Genomic DNA, 16,367 nt, shown 5'->3' on the forward strand with positions numbered 1-16,367 from the left:
CATTCTATTCCGCTTACGGAATTCGCTCTTTGTATTGTACCATCATCCGGCTGAAAAAGGGCTTAAGCAGAATTATAAAACTGCTAAGCCGGGCTTATTGGATAATTTTCAAAGGAGGAATGCTCTTCCAAAAAGAAAAACAGAAATATTGCCAAAACCTCAACCTTAAAAATTAAATTAAAAATTGTTAAAATTCTATAAATTGTATTGTAATTCCAAAAGAATAGTTATATTATGGAATTGCACTTCAAATAAAAGGAAAAAGAAAGGAGATTATCATGAAAAAAGGCATGTTAAGTATGGTTACTTTCTCGTTTTTATTTGTAGGTTCTTCTTTAAGTGTCGGTGCAGTGGATAACGACAAGGATTGTGGGGACTTCGGAAGCCACGACGAAGTATTGGAATTCTGGTTTGCAAATGGCTATAGTGCAGAAAATGATCCTCATGATTTGGATCGCGACAATGACGGCTTGGCTTGTGAAGTCAGCCAAAGTGAATATCATACTTACGCGGCAAACTTTGAGAGCGATGATTCTTCCGAAGATGCAGCTGATGCCACAACCGACGAAGAAACTGAAAGTGCAGAAGAAGGCGGCGAACTGCCGGATACCGCTTCTAACGGTCCATTAATGATGTTATTTGGTGCAGGTCTCGCGGGAGCAGGTTCTCTTCTCTTTTTCCGCCGGAAAAGCCAGAACGCTTAAAGTATAAATTGAAATGGCGGGATTTCTTCCTGCCGTTTTTTCTGTGGGGTGAAACTTCATGAGACGCTGGATTGGCTTGCTCCTTCTCTTGTCTGGGCTATTGATTGGGCTTTACAGTTTTTTTGACTGGCATACCGGTAGAACTGCAGCTGAAGATTTGACCCGTGAAGAAATAGCGGATTTTGAAAAAATCCAAAAAGAGGCTGCAACAGAGGTAAAGGTAACACCGGCTCAACCAAAAGCGTCCCCTTCCCCTCTTCTTACTTCTGATATTGAACGCAATCTAGGCGAGAAGACTGCCACCCTGCTGATTCCTAAAATCGGACAGAAGTATACGGTTTATTGGGGGGCGGATGATGCTACATTGAAAAAAGGGGTCGGGATGTACGTCAGCGATTTGACCACTGTTCCTGGCGGCTATGGCCATACCGTATTAAGCGGACACCGGGATACCGTCTTTACAAGGCTTGCCGAACTAGAAGAAAAGGATAACTTGATGGTCGAATATGAAGGCAGAATATATATCTATGAAATTTTTAAAATGTGGGTTACCGATGAAGACGACCGTTCGGTCATTGTCGAAAAAGACGAGTCGATTTTGACCCTAACGACCTGCTATCCTTTCGACTTTATCGGCTCAGCTCCGGACCGTTATATCGTCCAGGCCAAGTTGGCCTCAACGCAGCAGGCCGAATAAACTAAAAGGGCAAAAGCTATCGAATCAGCTTTTGCCCTTTTTTGATTCTTCTATTGATCCGGTCGATCCTTTGGTTCCTCATCCAACCATAAACGGCTAGAATTGCGAAAAGGACTCCAAGAACGCCGAATGTAATCCCATATCCCCCGTTAGTGGCATTCAAATTTTCGTACGCACGTACACACATGGAAATGGCGCTTATTCCAATAGCCAAAAGAATCAACGGGTGTATTTTGATTTTATCCATAGCAGCCTTCCTACAAAGAGGCAACCGCTTGGATGAGCCGGTCCACTTCTTCTTCCGTGTTGTAAGGCGCTAATCCTGCACGGATCCAGCCGCCGCTTTTGTTGATATCAAGGCGCTCCGCCAATGTTGAGGCGTAAAAATGGCCAGAGGCAATGAAAATGCTGTGTTCTTCAGCCATAATTTTGCAGACTTCTTCCGGCTTTCTGCTTTCCACTTGAAAAGCGATGGTCGGCGTTTTCGGAATGTCATGCGCCGCTTCAAATAATTTAACGCCATCAATTGCCTTTAAGCCTTCCCGAAGCCGGGTCGCCAAGCTATTTTCATGCGCTTCGATCCGTTCAATGCCCGACTGGATACGCTCTCTTCTTGTTGCACCTTCCCCAAAGCTTGCAAAAAATTCAATCGCTGGTGTGATTCCCGCAATCCCTTCATGGTTTTGCGTGCCAGTCTCCAAATTGTCTGGATATTGGCTTGGTGCCGGCACCAATTTGTAAGGCTCCAGCTCTTTGAAAAGCGCTTCTTGAATCGCCGCGATGCCGATATGCGGCCCGAAGAATTTATAAGCGGAACACAATAAGATGTCAATTCCTTGCCGATCGCGGTCAATTGGGATATGTGGAGCCGCATGGACAGCATCAGCCGCTACTAAAGCTCCGACTTCTTTTGCCCGCTTCACAATCGGTTCAAAGTCCACAATAGTACCCACGGCATTCGATGCCATGCCAATCGCCACAAGACGCGTATTTTGATTGATAACTTCGTTCAAATCCGATAAATCAAGCGTCAAGGTTTCAGTGTCCACTTTAACCCACCTTACCTTCAGCCCGCGGTCTTCGGCCATCAATAGCCATGGATCGACATTGGCGCGGTGATCCATTTCCGTCACCACAATTTCATCGCCCGCTCCCCATTTTTTCCCGAGCGCCCGGGAAATCGCCAACGTCAAGGTGGTCATATTTGCACCAAATGCCACCTCATTTACTTGGACACCCAGGAAATCAGCAACCGCCTGTTTCGCTTCTTTGATAATCTCTTCTGTTTCCCAGCTAGATGGGAAGCAGCCATGCAGATTCGCTCCGCCGTTCTCCATGTATTGCGCAATGGCCCGAATAGCTGACTTTACAACTTGCGAACCACCAGGTCCATCAAAGTACGCAGCTTGTTTACCTTTGTAGGTTCGCTGCAAAGCAGGAAATTGTTCTCTCACTTCACTGATTGGAAACGTCGTTTCTTCTGTTTTCATCAAGTCGGCTCCTTTTGTCTGTGGAATAGAAAAATCCAATAAGGGAACTAAAGCTTTACCCTTGTCATTATAGATAGAAGACAGAATTTTTTCAATAATCAAGGCATTGGAGCACCTTTACTGCCACTAGAAGAAAGAGGCCGGCCAACTTCGTTTTTCAACGGCAGCAGAGCCAACCTCTTTTCATCAGTTACTTATATGCGCTTTTGCGCATTCTTTGACGAACGCAGTGAACAGCGGCATGACTTCTGGCACCTTATCCACCATCATTTCAGGATGCCATTGTACGGCACAGACAAAACGGCTGCCTTTCCATTCCATGCCTTCGACCAAACCGTCCGGCGAAAAAGCAGTCGCCACAAAATCAATTCCAAGGTCTTTTACTGCCTGATGATGGAAACTGTTGACCGCCAGCGTCTCAGAATGGTAAATTTCATGAAGCTTTGAATCGGGGTCTACCGTGACATCATGGACGGGATGATGCATTGGCGCTCCTACGACCGAGTGATTAAAGCAATCCGGCTGTTGCCGCTTCAAGTCCTGAAAAAGCGAGCCTTCCGCAGCTACATTCAATAGCTGCATGCCCCGGCATATTCCTAAGACCGGTATATCACTTTGAAACAACGCTTTTTTGGCTAATGACACTTCATGCAAATCGCGCTTTGGTTCGATTGGCCCTAGCTCATAGCTTGGATATTCCCCGTACAATTGTGAATCGATGTCAGAGCCGCCTGTAAACAAAATGCCATCCAATTTGCCAAGCATCATTTCCGCCGTCTCCACATTTTCTGTCACCGGCAAAATAATCGGAATGCCGCCTGCCCTTTCAATAGAATAAACATAGTCAGCCGACAACAACTGCCATTCCTGCCCCATTGCGCCTAACCCCGTCACTACTCCTGGAGCACTGTCAGCCGAATAATTTGCGCATATTCCGATTAAAGGTTTCATCGTTCCCCGCTCCTGTTCTTGATGGATTTTTGCATTTCTTGGTATATGGCCTTCTTTACCTTAAAGTATAATGGAATTTATTCGTGTGGCCATGTGTTTATAAAAACTTTTGCATGAACTCGACAATTAGTGTATTCATATGAATGTGATTTTCGATTTTTTCAGTCTGATGGCCTTCGTCTTCGAAAATGACCAGCTCGACTTGCTTCCCTTGCCGCTTCAAGTCTGCCGTCAACTGCTCCGCTTCACTCACCGGCACACGGGTATCGTTTCGGCCATGGAAGACCAGCAGCGGAGCCGTAATATTGGCTGTATGGTTCAGCGGCGCAATTTCTTCGAAAAAGTCCACATCCTCCTTTAATGAACCGTATTCGAATTCGCGAAGCGCACGGCGCCACGAACCCGTATTTTCCAAAAAGGATTTAAAGTGGGAGATGCCGACAATATCGACTCCAGCTGCCCAGACATCCGGATAATGCGTCAACGCAGCCAACACCATGAACCCGCCGTAACTGCGGCCCATTATTCCAATTCTTTCCGGGTCCATACCATGGTTTTCCACTAAATCAGCCGCAAGCTCTTTCAAATCTGCCACTGAATCCATCCGTTTCCGTACGTCGTCCAATTTCACATAGGTGCGCCCATACCCCATACTGCCGCGGACATTTGGCGCCGCTACCGCAAAACCGTTTGCCGCTAAAAACTGGATGACTGGATTGAATTCAGCTCTGATCTGATGTTCAGGTCCGCCGTGGACATAAATGACGACCGGCTGGTCATGCTCTTTTTTGCCATACAAAAAGTAAGGAACTTGCAGACCATCAAATGAAGAAAAATGGCATAGTTCCGGCTGCATCCACAAATGCTCCACTTCTTTTGCTTCACCGACAAATGTCAGCCGTTCTGCTTTTTGGCTATCTACCGAAACCTTCCAAATATCTCCCGGGTGGACCGCACTTTTAACGCCTACCATCAATTCTTTTTCGTTCATCCAGGAAAGCGAATCAAAAACACCGTTGGGCATTCCTTCTATTGTAATGTCCATATCTTCTCTTAGCGCATAAATGCCAAGCCTTGATATGCCGCCTTCATTGACTGTGTATGCGAGCTTGGAATTGTCCGGTGAAAGCTTGATTTCTTCAATATCCCAACTTTCGATTGCCAGCAGTTCACTCAATTCGGCTGGATGATTGAATGCAAACTGGTGTATGGCCAAGGTTTCCCGTCCAGTGTCCGTAACCAGGAAACCGCCTTCCCCATCATTGCTTAATTGAATCGAATGATATCGGGCCACTATGTTTTCTTCCCAAAGCTTCGTTAGTTTTTTCGAAGTTAAATTGAACACGTAATAAGACTGGTCAATATTTGTATCTGGCATACTTAAAATGAGCTGTTTTCCGTCTTTCGTCCAACACACCGGTGTGCAATTTCCATCCACTTGAAAAATTGCTTGTTCTTCTTTTTCTTCTACATCCAATATGTATACATCAAAAAAACCGGGATGGCGGCGATTGCTTGAAAAGGCGATCTTTTTTTCATCTGGCGACCAGCCGCCGAATTGGTGGAAGTGTTCAGATGAAACAACAAGTTCTTCAATAATTCCGTTATTTTCATTCAGTATATACAATTGCTGTTTTTCATTTCCCTTATGGTCCATTCCGACAATGGTTTTGTTGCCGGCAGGAGAATGGTGGACCTCTAATACTCGATCAGGCAAATCAGTCACTTGCTCAATTCTGCCTTCGCCCTGCCATTTCCAAACTTGTGGAAGACCAGTCTTTTTCGATAAAAACGTGAATGCTTGTTTTCCGGGAATTGCCCTTGGCTCGGAAGCCCCAGTAACGTTTAAATAAGTCTGGAGATGATGTCCAGCGGAAGTTTTCATGTTTCGATCCCCTTTCAAATTTCATGCTTTCTTTTGAAAAGACTACTCATTTCAATAGAAAACGAGTAGCCCGATAAGTGATATTAAAATGGAGGAAGTTGACAAACTCGACGTAAACAGCAAAAGCCAAGTAGCAATAGATTGCTTGAATTGCTGCAGGCCCTCATCTTCAGCAAGCTGCTGGTTTGTGCGCTCGAGCGACCTGGATTTTGCCATGGGCATGAAAAATGGACCCATTTGGCGGAAACCGCTCGTGAACAAATCCAGAAACTTCGTCTGCCAAATTTTAATACATGCAGCAATGATGGCAGCAACCAAACCGAACAGAAAGGCGTAATTGATCCATTCAACAAGCGACCAGCCCCAAATTAATTTACAGGCAATCCACAGTACCATAAGACAGCTATTCAATACGATAAATCGTTTCATCTTCTCACCTCATAAAAAATACGGCAGCACCCGATCTTCTCAGCAATCCATTAAACTGGATTGCTGGAGACGGGACACTGCCGATTCAACTCCAATTCCCATCAGGAATTTCTAGCTTATTTTGTTTTCTCCGCCCATTTCAAGTAAGGGTAGCGGTTCACGTAGTAAGCGATATTCTCATAATCTTGAGAAACCATATACGTGTTTTTATAGAAGTAAACCGGCATAAACGGCATGTCCGTCATTAAGATTTCTTCTGCTTGGTGAAGCATTTCAAAACGTTTGTTTTCGTCTTGTTCCACTTTAGCATCTGCCATCAAAGAATCGAATTCTTCATTTACCCAACCTGTGCGGTTGTTCGGGCTATCGCCAAGGTAGTAGTCCAAGTTTACAACAGGATCAACAAAGATTCCGATCCAGCCCATACGCGCCATTTGGAAGTTTCCTTGTTTGGTTGTCTCCAGATAAGTTCCCCATTCTTGGTTGGCCAGTTTAACGTTGACATCCAAGTTAGCAGATAACATTTCCTGTACGGCTTCCGCCATTTTCTTGTTGCTTTCCAAAGTATTGTACATCAATGTTACTTCCGGCAATGTATCCCAGCCTTCTTCAGCCATACCTTCTTCAAGAAGTTTTTTCGCTTCTTCTGCATTTTCCTCAAAGTAGTTGCCGCCAGCTTCACGGAAATCGCCTTCAGCTGTTTCAGCTCCAGTTGGAACCATTGCAAATGCTGGAGTTTCTCCAGCTTGCGTCACGTTCTCCACCAACGCTTGGCGATCTACAGCCATGGCAAATGCTTTGCGGACTTTTGCATTTGTGAACGGTTCTTTTTCAACATTGAACATGTACATGTAAGTGCCGTAGTAAGGAACTTCCATGTATTCCGGATTTTCTTTTTCCGTTGCAATAACATCAGTTGGCAATGTCATAACCAAATCCAATTCGCCCGTTTTGAACATCTGATAGTATGTCGAAGCTTCATTCACCAATTCGAACGTTACTTTTTCCAATTTCACTTCATCTGTAGCATAGTAATCGTCATTTTTCTCGATGACCACATTGCTGTCATGTTGCCATTCAGTCATTTCAAACGGTCCGTTGCTGACATAAGTATCCGCTTCTGCTGCCCAGTTTTTGTTTTCTTCAACAGCTTTTTGTTGAACTGGATAGAATGTCCATAATGTCAAAAGACTATCAAAATATCCTAGTGGAGCGTTCAATTCAACTTCAAATGTCGTATCGTCAACAGCTTTGATTCCTACATCTTCCACGTTTCCTTCGCCTTTATTATAAGCTTCGGCACCTTTAATATAGTAAAGATAAAAAGCGAATGCGCTTCCTGTCTCTGGGTTCAATACACGTTCCCACGCATATTCAAAATCTCCAGCCGTTACAGGAGAACCGTCTGACCATTTTGCGTCTTCACGCAATTTGAATGTATACGTTTTGCCGTCTTCAGATACTGTAACATCGGATGCTGCCCCTAAAACCGGATTCCCTTCCTTATCGCGTGTGTATAACCCTTCAAAAATATGATCCAGAACCCAGCCGGATGTCGTATCTGTAGCAAGTGCCGGATCGATTGCAGGCGGTTCAGACATAGCATTGACGACCATTTCTTGTTTGATGTCCGTGCTTGTCCCTCCCTCGCTTGATGAAGAAGTTTCCCCTTCTCCTCCGCCGCCGTAGCAGCCAGCTAATGCTGTTGAAGTTGCAAGCAGCATACTCATCGGTAATAACCATTTTTTCATCTTGTTCTCCCCTTTTAATTTATTAGTATAAATGACAAGCAACCCAATGCTCGTCTTCTACTTCTTTCCATTGTGGTTCTTGTAATGCGCAAATTTCCATAGCATGCGGGCATCGGGTCCGGAATCGGCAGCCGCTTGGAGGCGCTGTCGGACTCGGCGGATCGCCTTGAAGAACAATGCGTTCTTTTTTGACGGCACGCGGGTTCGCTTTTGGAATGGCCGATAACAAGGCCTGTGTGTATGGATGCAGCGGATTTCTGAACATATCATCGCTATTGCTCAGTTCCATCATTTTCCCGAGGTACATGACGCCGATCCGGTCACTGATGTGCTTGACCATCCCTAGGTCATGGGCGATAAACAGATATGTCAAGCCTTCGGATTCTTTCAATTCTTCCATCAAGTTGATGACTTGCGCTTGAATGGATACATCGAGCGCGGAGATCGGTTCATCGGCAACGATGAACTTCGGCTCTACTGCCAGTGCCCGAGCAATTCCAATCCGCTGCCGCTGCCCGCCTGAGAATTCATGCGGAAAGCGTTTGGCATGTTCGGGGCGCAAGCCGACTTGTGCCAACAATTCGTAAATCCGGTTGGTCCGGTCTTTTCCTTTAAAAAGTTTATAGGCATCAATTCCTTCTGCAACGATGTCTCCAACGCGCATTCTCGGGTTAAGAGATGCATGCGGATCTTGAAAAATCATTTGCATTTCTTTATTGACGTTACGTTGAGTTTCTTTATCAAGCTGCAAAACGTTTTGTCCATTATAAATAATTTCTCCGGAAGTCGGCGATTGCAGCCCCACCACGGTCTTGCCGAGCGTGGACTTGCCGCTGCCGCTTTCTCCAACCAAACCAAATGTCTCGCCTTTTCGGATCGAGATAGTGATATCGTCAACCGATTTGACTGTAACGTCTTTTTTGATATTGAAGTATTTCTTCAAAGAATGGATTTCGACAAGATTTTCCGCCGTTTTGGCCTTTCCTGTTTCTTCGATTTTTTCAACCATTACTTTTCACTCCCTACTGCAATGGCTTTTTCTTCTTCACTTGCGAAAACTTGCTCCACTTTTGGCGCACGCTCATCATTTAGCCAACATTTAGCCAAATGGCCTTCTCCGATTTCAAAATTCCCAGGCATTTCTTCTACGCATATATCCATGGCGAACTTGCAGCGCGGGGCAAACGGGCAGCCTTTCGGCGGGGCAAAAAGATCCGGCGGCGACCCTTCGATCGGAATCAATTTCTTTTTTTCCGGTCCATCCACGTCAGGAATTGAATTTAACAGCCCCCATGTGTATGGGTGCCTTGGATTTTCAAACAACTCATATACCGTGCCGCTCTCTACCATCATTCCGCCGTACATGACGATCACCCGCTGTGCCGTTTCAGCTACAACACCCAGATCGTGGGTAATCAAAATAATCGCGGTATCCGTTTTCTTTTGGATATCTTTCATCAATTCCAGCACTTGCGCCTGGATAGTTACATCAAGCGCTGTAGTCGGCTCATCCGCAATCAGCAATTCCGGATTGCACGCAAGCGCGATGGCAATCATTGCCCGTTGCCGCATCCCGCCGCTAAATTCATGGGGATACTGGTTATAGCGTTCTTCAGCATTCGGTATCCCGACCAATTTGAGCATTTCAATCGCTTTTATCTTTGCCTCTTTTTTCGATAATTTCTGGTGGGCAATGATGCCTTCGGCAATTTGTTTGCCGACAATCATCGTTGGATTTAACGATGTCATCGGATCCTGGAAAATCATCCCGATTTTTGAACCTTTTACTTTTCGGAGCTCCCTTTTCGACACACCCAATATTTCTTTTCCTTGAAACTTTATGCTGCCCCCTTTAATGATTCCTGGAGGCATAGGGATTAGGCCCATAATGGTTTGGACGGTAACACTTTTGCCGCTTCCGCTTTCACCGACGATGGCGACCACTTCCCCTTTATCCACATGGAAGGAGACATCGCGAACAGCTTTTACTTCGCCGCCGTACGTTTTAAAATTCACTTTTAAATTATTTACATCCAATAAACGACTCATCGTTTTTACCTCCTACTTACGGGCTCGTGGATCTAGTGCATCCTGTATCCCATCACCAAATGCGTTGAAAGCAAACATTGTCATTGCAATCATGAATGCTGGGAAAAATAATCTCCACCACTGTCCGCTTAAAATGACACCAAGCGCATCATTCGTCATCGTGCCCCAGCTTGCAAAAGGAGCTTGAACGCCAAGGCCTAAGAAGCTTAAGAAAGCTTCTGCAAAAATGGCGGTTGGAATGGTGAACGTTAGATTAATGATGATAATTCCCAGTGTATTGGGCAATAAATGGCGTGTAATGATTTTTGTATGCGATGTCCCAAGCTTTTCTGCAGCCAGAACATATTCTTGCGATTTCAATTGCAGAATCTGTCCGCGGATAATTCTTGCCATCCCTACCCAGCCAGTGATAGACAATGCAACAATGATAGTCGTAATTCCTGGCTCCATAACGACCATCAAAAGAATGACTACTAATAGATAAGGGATGCCGTATAGAATTTCAACGATACGCATCAGAACATTGTCAACGCGATCTCCTACTTTCCCTCGACCGGCCATATAGCCAGAGACGCCTCCGACGATTACACCAAGGATCAAATCGACAAATGCGGCGACAAAACCGATTGTCAAGGAAACACGAGCTCCTTGCCAAGTCCGGCTCCACATATCCCGGCCTAAATCATCTGTGCCAAACCAATGTTCGGAAGAAGGCGGCTGGTTCGTATTGGTCAAGCTTTGCTCAGAGGCACTATACGGAACCATTGCAGGGCCGAATAATGCCAGAAAGATAATCGACAGCAAGAGCGCCAGCCCTAAAACTGCGAGTTTATTTTTTACAACACTTAAGAATGTTTCTTTCCATATACCTAGACTTGGACGCTCAATGACATCTGATTGCTGCTTGGCCGGATCTAAGGGCCGAAATAATGAATCGTTAGCTGCTTTTACCACCCGTTAATCCCCCTTGCTCGTCAGTTTGATTCTAGGATCAATAAACCGATAAGAAATATCGATCAAAAACAATGTAACAACCAAAATTGTGCTAAAAAACACTGTTGTTCCCATAATGACCGGGTAATCCCGATTGAATATACTGTCCACGAAATACTTTCCAATTCCTGGAATTGCAAATATTTTTTCGATAACGAACGTACCTGTGATCAATGCGACAAACAATGGGCCGATAAAGGATACAACCGGCAATATTGCATTGCGGATACCGTGGCTTACTACAATCTTGAAAGAAGACAGCCCTTTTGCATCAGCGGTTTTGATGTAATTTTGATTCATGACTTCAAGCATGCTCGATCTCATGAACCTGGCCACAACGGCAAGCGGCGTAACCGCAAGCGCCAATGTCGGCAAAACGGAATGCTGGAACGATCCCCATGAAGCAACCGGAAGAATGCCCCATTTTACTGCGAAAAAGTTAATCAGCAGCGGTGCAAGAATGAAGCTCGGCACCGAGATGCCGACAATTGCAAAAATCATTGATGCGTAATCGAGAAACTTATTGTGGTTCAATGCTGCAATAATTCCAAGCAGCAGCCCAAAAATCAGCGCTACGACAATTGCCTGGATACCGAGTGTTGCGGAAGCAGGAAATCCATCTGCCAACAAATCGTTAACCGTTCTCGTCTCCGATTGGATGGAAGGCCCTAAATCCAGCATCACCAAGTTCTTCAAATACAGAACATATTGGACAGGTATCGGTTCATCCAAATTGTATTTTGCCCGCATATTTTCTACGACTTCTTCTGGAAGAACATCTGCATCCGAGGCAAACGGATCGCCCGGAATCAGTTTCATAATCAAAAACGTCAACGACGCAATTACCCAGATGGTGACAAGCATCGTAATAAAGCGTTTTACAATATACATACTTCAACACCTCAATTCAAATTGATTTACAATCAAGCATTCACACTGCCAAGCACGCCGTTCGTTGCGGTAATCGCAATGATTACACATCCCCACATGTGTTTATAGGCGGTAATCATGTCATCGCATGTAAAACGGATTGATTTTGGCCCAATTAATTCGACGCTTGGAATGGTCGTCGTCATCTTCGCTTGCTGCGATCCTTTGAACTGAATTTCAAACGTAATAGGACCTTCTAACACCACAGGTTTTTGGTTTGCCGCATTTTTTACGGCAGTTTCCGCTTTTTCCCGAATAATTTCTTGGGCAACTTCCGGATGAAGCAGTTCTGCAGCAAAACGGTCTACTGCACGTTTTGTTACGGCCGCTTCCACCTGTGGCAAAGTTTCCTGCACTTCCCGGACATAGGCATCATCCCCGCTTATAAAAACGGGCGGAACGCCGAAAGAACCCGCTACATATGTGTTCATCTCAGTTTCGCCAACAACATGTCCATTGATCTTTAGCTCATTGACGCAAATTCCAGCCAGTGAGTGGCTGATCACTGCAACGTCCGAACCGCCTTCCCGCCCATGGTGGCCGACAAATAATATTCCGTCGAACGTTTCATCCAACCCTTCAAGCTGGCACATAACCCGGTTGTTCCCCGAAACGAGGCGCGCGCGTTTGTCTAATTCTTCAATGATAATATTGGACATATTGCCATGGCCGTCCGCCACTACAATTTCAGTGGCTCCTCCGTTAAATGCTCCTTCAATTGCAGCATTAACATCTGCAGTCATTAATTTACGAAAACGCTGATACTCAGATGGTGTTTTTAATTGCTGATTGGTGGCTACACCAGAAATCCCTTCCATGTCAGCTGAAATAAAAAATTTCATCGTCTCTACATCCTTCGTTTGTATTTTTCACCCAGTACAATTAATTTAAATATTCAGACTATTTAACTTGTGTTTAACGGATGTATTCAAACGTATTTTTGTGTACATCCAACTGAATAATTGTGTTCACTTCTGTAACTGCGTCAATTGCATTAATAGCGTATAAAACTTCTGTGATTTTTTCCTGATCCCTTACTGTAATTTGGACCAAAAGAGGAAATTCCCCGGAAGTCACGGTAATGTAGCGGATCGGCGGTATCTTTTTCAACTCTTCAATTACGAGCTGCAAAGCTTGGGATTTCGTCTTGATTTGAATAATTGCACCCGCTTTGAGTCCTAAAGCAATTGGATTGACTATTCCAACCACGTTGAGAATTTCTTTGTCGATCAAGTTTTTGTAACGCAAGCGGATGGTTTTTTCTGTGACATGCAGGCACTTTGACAACTCGGCGAATGATACGCGCCCATCTTCTGATAGCCTCTTGATGATTCCGTGATCCAATTCGTCAAGTTCGTAAATCATGAAACACCTTCTCTCTGCCTTGGCGCCTCCTCGTTACCGGAATAAGGTCTTTTTTTCGATTTCAGTAACGCTTTACAATATTCTTAATATATTTTATTATCTAAAAAAGGAATATTAATGCTTAGTTTATAATATGTATTTTTATAAATCAATCCTTTTTTTTATCGAAATGGAGGTTTTTTTATGATAGCGATTACAAACGCGAAAATTTTTAATGGTATAGGTAAAGTGCTGGATGACCAGGTAATTTTCGTGAAAGACGGAAAATTTGAAGCAATCAAATCTTCTAACAATATTCCTGAAGGCTATCGAATTATAGATGCTTCAGGAAAAATCGTCACACCCGGATTGATCGATGTGCATACCCATTTAGGAATTTCAGAAGAAGGCGTCGGGAAAGAAGGCGCCGATTTTAATGAGACGAGCTCGGCCGTCACCCCCCAAGTCCGGGCGATTGACGGCATCAATCCAATGGAAGCCGGATTTGAAGATGCCCGCCGCGCCGGCGTCACGACAGTCCAAGTCATGCCGGGAAGCGCCAATGTGATTGGAGGAGAAATGCTTGTTTTGAAAACAGTCGGGCATATTGTAGATGAAATGGTGTTAAAATCTCCTTCCGGCATGAAAGCGGCTACTGGCGAAAACCCGAAAAAATATCACGGAGACAAAGGAAGAATGCCGGTGACCCGGATGGGCGTTGCGGCATTGATCCGCGAGAAACTGATTGAAGCGCAAAATTACATAAACGGAGAGAAAAAAGAACGCAAGCTGGACATGGAGAATTTAGCGAAGGTGCTGAACAAAGAAATCCCGCTGCGCGTCCATGCCCACCGGGCGGACGACATCCTCACTGTTCTTCGCATCAAGCGCGAATTTGACATTGACATCACCATTGAACATTGCACCGAAGGCCACCACATTGCTGACTATATCGCGAAGCACGATGTGCGGGTTTCGGTTGGCCCGACGCTGTCCACCCGCTCGAAAGTAGAACTGAAAGACAAGAACTGGGCGACGATCAAAACTTTGCTCGACGCCGGCGTTCCTTGTTCATTGACGACCGACCACCCTGTTGTCGGAATTGAGTATTTGGTGACAAGTGCCATCCATGCAATCAACCACGGCATTACTGAGCAGCAAGCACTGACGGCCTTGACTTCGGATGCCGCCAAGCATCTTGGCGTGGACGATCGTGTAGGATCCATCGAACCTGCCAAAGACGCAGACTTTGTCATTTGGAGCGGCAACCCGTTTGAGCTTTCAAGCCGGGTCGAAAGTGTCTATATCAATGGTGAAGCAGTTAATTGAACGGATGATAAACAAAAAAGCAGCCTCTTTAAAAATAAGAGGCTGCTTTTAATGTTGGATGAGGCATGCTAAAAAGTTAACATCAATTTATTCGTTTCGTTTTTCGAGCTTCAAAGCGTCCATTAAAATCAATGCACCGATTTCATGGTCGTCCATAACATATGAAAGTTCTTCGGGTTCGACCCAGATGCGGGAAAGGGTTTCGTTTTCTCTTAAAAATGGCAGACATTCGTCGATGTCGACTCGGTAGAATAATTGGTAGCCGATCTTTGGGTACGGGCCATTTTCCATGAAATCCGGATTGTCCGTATGATCCACTTCAATGGCTCCTATGTATTTAGAAGTGCCGACAACATAGGCTTCTTCGAAAATTTCCCTGTGCAGCGCCGCTTCTGCCGTTTCCCCGTTTTCCACATGTCCACCAGGCACATTAAAGCCGCGTCCCTTAACGTGGACCAATAGCACTTTTCCTTCGCTGAAGCAATAGCCATGGACACTTGTGACAAGGTCTTCTGCTCCAACTTTCTTCTTGGCGTGCCACCGCAGGCAAATCCTTTGTCCTCCCCAATTTACAAACACATCATTGGCCATTTAGCTTCTCCTCAATCCAGTGTCCGTTTTTGCATTCAAGTGTATATGCATCTCCACCTTCGATGGATGCCAATTGTTCGTTTTCAAAATACAAACCTGTCTCATCATCTATTCCATATCCACCTGAAGCACCTGTTTTGGCAATTGCCTTCTTCAAGTTATCTTCCTCTTCCCAAAAGGTATAATGGACGCTAACGACACGGTCTCTCAAAAGCCCTAATCCTTCCAAAAACAAATGTTCATTTTTCGCATTATCAATCGGCGGGATAACGCATACTTCCGGACTAATCAAAGCGCCAGCCGAAAAACCGGCAACCGGAATTCCCTGTTCGTACCGTTCTTTTATGAGCGGCCCAATTGCCGTATCAACAATATACTCCCGGTAGCGTTCAGTGTCGCCACCGCCGATAATGATGCCAGTACAAAACCGCAGCTCCTCTATGTCTTTACTAGATGTCTGGGATTTTAATAGCAAACAAAAGAAATCCGCCACTCCGTTCTCTCTTAAAATATCGGTATATTGAGGCAAATATTTTTCCCATCCTTCCCGCTCTACAAGCAAGATGGCCACCTTTCCTTTTTCTTTCAAAGATAGTCTGGAAAATTGTTCGGCCAATTGCGCTTCAAAAGGCGGACTGCCCCCTTGTAAAAATAAATGTCTTTTCCCCACTTCCTCTTCCCCTCTCTATATCAATTGCTATTTCAAGATATAATCGAGCACCTCGTCTATATAGCTGTCGACCGGCTTGCCTGAATCGATTATCAAATGCTCAACATTGAGCGGTTTTTCGCTGCTGTCGACAGCAACGGAGAATATCTTTTCAGATAGAACTTCTTGGATTTGGCTAATTTTCGGATTCCGATTTTTCAAACGCTCGTTTATTTTTTCAAAATCATTCAAATAACATTCGACATATTTATATTTGACATTGTACTTTTCCGCCAAACGCATGCCTTTACCGAGCATTTCGGCGTATAAGCAAGGGCTATCAAAGATGACAGCATGGCCGATTGATAAGTGGAAATCGATTAAGGACCAATCGATTCCATAGGAAATTTTCCCGGCAGTTTTGGCGTCAACCGCTTGGATTTCCATAAATTCCATCAATGCAGATTTGACCACATCATGATCTACTATGACGGCGCCTGTTCTTCTCGCTAGCAATTGGGCCAACGTTGATTTTCCGGAGCCTGGAAATCCGGACATTTGAAGAAAAAACATAG

18 protein-coding genes are annotated in these 16,367 nt (G+C 44.8%); 3 read left to right on the top strand and 15 right to left on the bottom strand.

The window, feature by feature from the left end; all coding sequences use genetic code 11:
• The first annotated feature begins 278 nt into the window (after positions 1 to 278).
• Both FQV28_RS00980 and FQV28_RS00985 read left to right on the top strand, forming a co-directional pair.
• Positions 279 to 704 (top strand): excalibur calcium-binding domain-containing protein, encoded by a 426-nt coding sequence (locus tag FQV28_RS00980; RefSeq protein ID WP_146493734.1) that lies wholly within the window; start codon positions 279 to 281, stop codon positions 702 to 704.
• 58 nt (positions 705 to 762) lie between these two features.
• Positions 763 to 1,401: a class D sortase gene (locus tag FQV28_RS00985; RefSeq protein ID WP_146493735.1), complete on the top strand. Its 639-nt coding sequence runs from the start codon at positions 763 to 765 to the stop codon at positions 1,399 to 1,401.
• Between the two features lie 16 nt (positions 1,402 to 1,417).
• On the opposite strand, the gene FQV28_RS00990 is transcribed toward FQV28_RS00985, so the two are convergent.
• From FQV28_RS00990 to FQV28_RS01045, 12 genes are all read right to left on the bottom strand, one after another.
• Positions 1,418 to 1,648: a hypothetical protein gene (locus tag FQV28_RS00990; protein ID WP_146493736.1), complete on the bottom strand. Its 231-nt coding sequence runs from the start codon at positions 1,646 to 1,648 to the stop codon at positions 1,418 to 1,420.
• Between the two features lie 10 nt (positions 1,649 to 1,658).
• Positions 1,659 to 2,891, bottom strand: a complete 1,233-nt coding sequence (locus tag FQV28_RS00995) for a cysteine desulfurase-like protein (RefSeq protein WP_146493737.1) — start codon at positions 2,889 to 2,891, stop codon at positions 1,659 to 1,661.
• A gap of 186 nt (positions 2,892 to 3,077) precedes the next feature.
• A complete protein-coding gene (locus tag FQV28_RS01000) occupies positions 3,078 to 3,842 on the bottom strand; it encodes a gamma-glutamyl-gamma-aminobutyrate hydrolase family protein (RefSeq protein WP_146493738.1) in 765 nt (254 codons plus the stop codon).
• A 97-nt stretch (positions 3,843 to 3,939) separates the two neighbouring features.
• Positions 3,940 to 5,727, bottom strand: a complete 1,788-nt coding sequence (locus tag FQV28_RS01005) for a S9 family peptidase (protein ID WP_146493739.1) — start codon at positions 5,725 to 5,727, stop codon at positions 3,940 to 3,942.
• Positions 5,728 to 5,778: 51 nt separating this feature from the next.
• Positions 5,779 to 6,156, bottom strand: a complete 378-nt coding sequence (locus FQV28_RS01010; protein ID WP_146493740.1) for a DUF3899 domain-containing protein — start codon at positions 6,154 to 6,156, stop codon at positions 5,779 to 5,781.
• Positions 6,157 to 6,272: 116 nt separating this feature from the next.
• Positions 6,273 to 7,907: a peptide ABC transporter substrate-binding protein gene (locus tag FQV28_RS01015; protein ID WP_146493741.1), complete on the bottom strand. Its 1,635-nt coding sequence runs from the start codon at positions 7,905 to 7,907 to the stop codon at positions 6,273 to 6,275.
• A 22-nt stretch (positions 7,908 to 7,929) separates the two neighbouring features.
• The gene (locus FQV28_RS01020) at positions 7,930 to 8,916 is read right to left on the bottom strand and encodes an ABC transporter ATP-binding protein (RefSeq protein WP_146493742.1); all 987 of its coding nucleotides are present in this window, start codon (positions 8,914 to 8,916) and stop codon (positions 7,930 to 7,932) included.
• Positions 8,916 to 9,956 (bottom strand): ABC transporter ATP-binding protein, encoded by a 1,041-nt coding sequence (locus FQV28_RS01025; protein ID WP_146493743.1) that lies wholly within the window; start codon positions 9,954 to 9,956, stop codon positions 8,916 to 8,918. Before FQV28_RS01025 ends, FQV28_RS01020 begins: the two co-directional genes overlap by 1 nt.
• 12 nt (positions 9,957 to 9,968) lie before the next feature.
• A complete protein-coding gene (locus tag FQV28_RS01030) occupies positions 9,969 to 10,910 on the bottom strand; it encodes an ABC transporter permease (RefSeq protein WP_146493744.1) in 942 nt (313 codons plus the stop codon).
• Between the two features lie 3 nt (positions 10,911 to 10,913).
• Complete coding sequence (locus tag FQV28_RS01035; RefSeq protein WP_146493745.1) at positions 10,914 to 11,840, bottom strand: ABC transporter permease; 927 nt, start codon at positions 11,838 to 11,840, stop codon at positions 10,914 to 10,916.
• Between the two features lie 32 nt (positions 11,841 to 11,872).
• Positions 11,873 to 12,721 carry a M55 family metallopeptidase gene (locus FQV28_RS01040; RefSeq protein WP_146493746.1) on the bottom strand — a complete coding sequence of 283 codons (849 nt, stop codon included), beginning with the start codon at positions 12,719 to 12,721 and terminating at the stop codon, positions 11,873 to 11,875.
• Positions 12,722 to 12,794: 73 nt separating this feature from the next.
• On the bottom strand, positions 12,795 to 13,244 hold the full coding sequence (locus FQV28_RS01045) for an Lrp/AsnC family transcriptional regulator (RefSeq protein ID WP_146493747.1): 450 nt from the start codon (positions 13,242 to 13,244) through the stop codon (positions 12,795 to 12,797).
• Between the two features lie 183 nt (positions 13,245 to 13,427).
• On the opposite strand from FQV28_RS01045, the gene FQV28_RS01050 reads away from it, so the two are divergent.
• Positions 13,428 to 14,552 carry an amidohydrolase gene (locus FQV28_RS01050; RefSeq protein WP_146493748.1) on the top strand — a complete coding sequence of 375 codons (1,125 nt, stop codon included), beginning with the start codon at positions 13,428 to 13,430 and terminating at the stop codon, positions 14,550 to 14,552.
• A gap of 87 nt (positions 14,553 to 14,639) precedes the next feature.
• On the opposite strand, the gene FQV28_RS01055 is transcribed toward FQV28_RS01050, so the two are convergent.
• From FQV28_RS01055 to FQV28_RS01065, 3 genes are read right to left on the bottom strand one after another with little or no spacing between them, the layout of a single operon-like run.
• The gene (locus FQV28_RS01055) at positions 14,640 to 15,143 is read right to left on the bottom strand and encodes an NUDIX domain-containing protein (RefSeq protein ID WP_146493749.1); all 504 of its coding nucleotides are present in this window, start codon (positions 15,141 to 15,143) and stop codon (positions 14,640 to 14,642) included.
• A complete protein-coding gene (locus tag FQV28_RS01060; RefSeq protein WP_146493750.1) occupies positions 15,133 to 15,813 on the bottom strand; it encodes a Type 1 glutamine amidotransferase-like domain-containing protein in 681 nt (226 codons plus the stop codon). Before FQV28_RS01060 ends, FQV28_RS01055 begins: the two co-directional genes overlap by 11 nt.
• Positions 15,814 to 15,840: 27 nt before the next feature.
• Positions 15,841 to 16,365: a P-loop nucleotide/nucleoside kinase family protein gene (locus FQV28_RS01065; RefSeq protein WP_146493751.1), complete on the bottom strand. Its 525-nt coding sequence runs from the start codon at positions 16,363 to 16,365 to the stop codon at positions 15,841 to 15,843.
• Positions 16,366 to 16,367 lie beyond the last annotated feature (2 nt).

It is taken from the genome of Planomicrobium sp. CPCC 101079 (assembly GCF_007859275.1).
Classification (GTDB): domain Bacteria; phylum Bacillota; class Bacilli; order Bacillales_A; family Planococcaceae; genus Planococcus.

Excerpts from the sequence above, each read along its gene's own strand:
- FQV28_RS00980 (WP_146493734.1), top strand. The coding sequence starts at position 279 with ATGAAAAAAGGCATGTTAAGTATGGTTACTTTCTCGTTTTTATTTGTA.
- FQV28_RS00985 (WP_146493735.1), top strand. The coding sequence starts at position 763 with ATGAGACGCTGGATTGGCTTGCTCCTTCTCTTGTCTGGGCTATTGATT.
- FQV28_RS00990 (WP_146493736.1), bottom strand. The coding sequence starts at position 1,648 with ATGGATAAAATCAAAATACACCCGTTGATTCTTTTGGCTATTGGAATA.
- FQV28_RS00995 (WP_146493737.1), bottom strand. The coding sequence starts at position 2,891 with ATGAAAACAGAAGAAACGACGTTTCCAATCAGTGAAGTGAGAGAACAA.
- FQV28_RS01000 (WP_146493738.1), bottom strand. The coding sequence starts at position 3,842 with ATGAAACCTTTAATCGGAATATGCGCAAATTATTCGGCTGACAGTGCT.
- FQV28_RS01005 (WP_146493739.1), bottom strand. The coding sequence starts at position 5,727 with ATGAAAACTTCCGCTGGACATCATCTCCAGACTTATTTAAACGTTACT.
- FQV28_RS01010 (WP_146493740.1), bottom strand. The coding sequence starts at position 6,156 with ATGAAACGATTTATCGTATTGAATAGCTGTCTTATGGTACTGTGGATT.
- FQV28_RS01015 (WP_146493741.1), bottom strand. The coding sequence starts at position 7,907 with ATGAAAAAATGGTTATTACCGATGAGTATGCTGCTTGCAACTTCAACA.
- FQV28_RS01020 (WP_146493742.1), bottom strand. The coding sequence starts at position 8,916 with ATGGTTGAAAAAATCGAAGAAACAGGAAAGGCCAAAACGGCGGAAAAT.
- FQV28_RS01025 (WP_146493743.1), bottom strand. The coding sequence starts at position 9,956 with ATGAGTCGTTTATTGGATGTAAATAATTTAAAAGTGAATTTTAAAACG.
- FQV28_RS01035 (WP_146493745.1), bottom strand. The coding sequence starts at position 11,840 with ATGTATATTGTAAAACGCTTTATTACGATGCTTGTCACCATCTGGGTA.
- FQV28_RS01040 (WP_146493746.1), bottom strand. The coding sequence starts at position 12,721 with ATGAAATTTTTTATTTCAGCTGACATGGAAGGGATTTCTGGTGTAGCC.
- FQV28_RS01045 (WP_146493747.1), bottom strand. The coding sequence starts at position 13,244 with ATGATTTACGAACTTGACGAATTGGATCACGGAATCATCAAGAGGCTA.
- FQV28_RS01050 (WP_146493748.1), top strand. The coding sequence starts at position 13,428 with ATGATAGCGATTACAAACGCGAAAATTTTTAATGGTATAGGTAAAGTG.
- FQV28_RS01055 (WP_146493749.1), bottom strand. The coding sequence starts at position 15,143 with ATGGCCAATGATGTGTTTGTAAATTGGGGAGGACAAAGGATTTGCCTG.
- FQV28_RS01065 (WP_146493751.1), bottom strand. The coding sequence starts at position 16,365 with ATGTTTTTTCTTCAAATGTCCGGATTTCCAGGCTCCGGAAAATCAACG.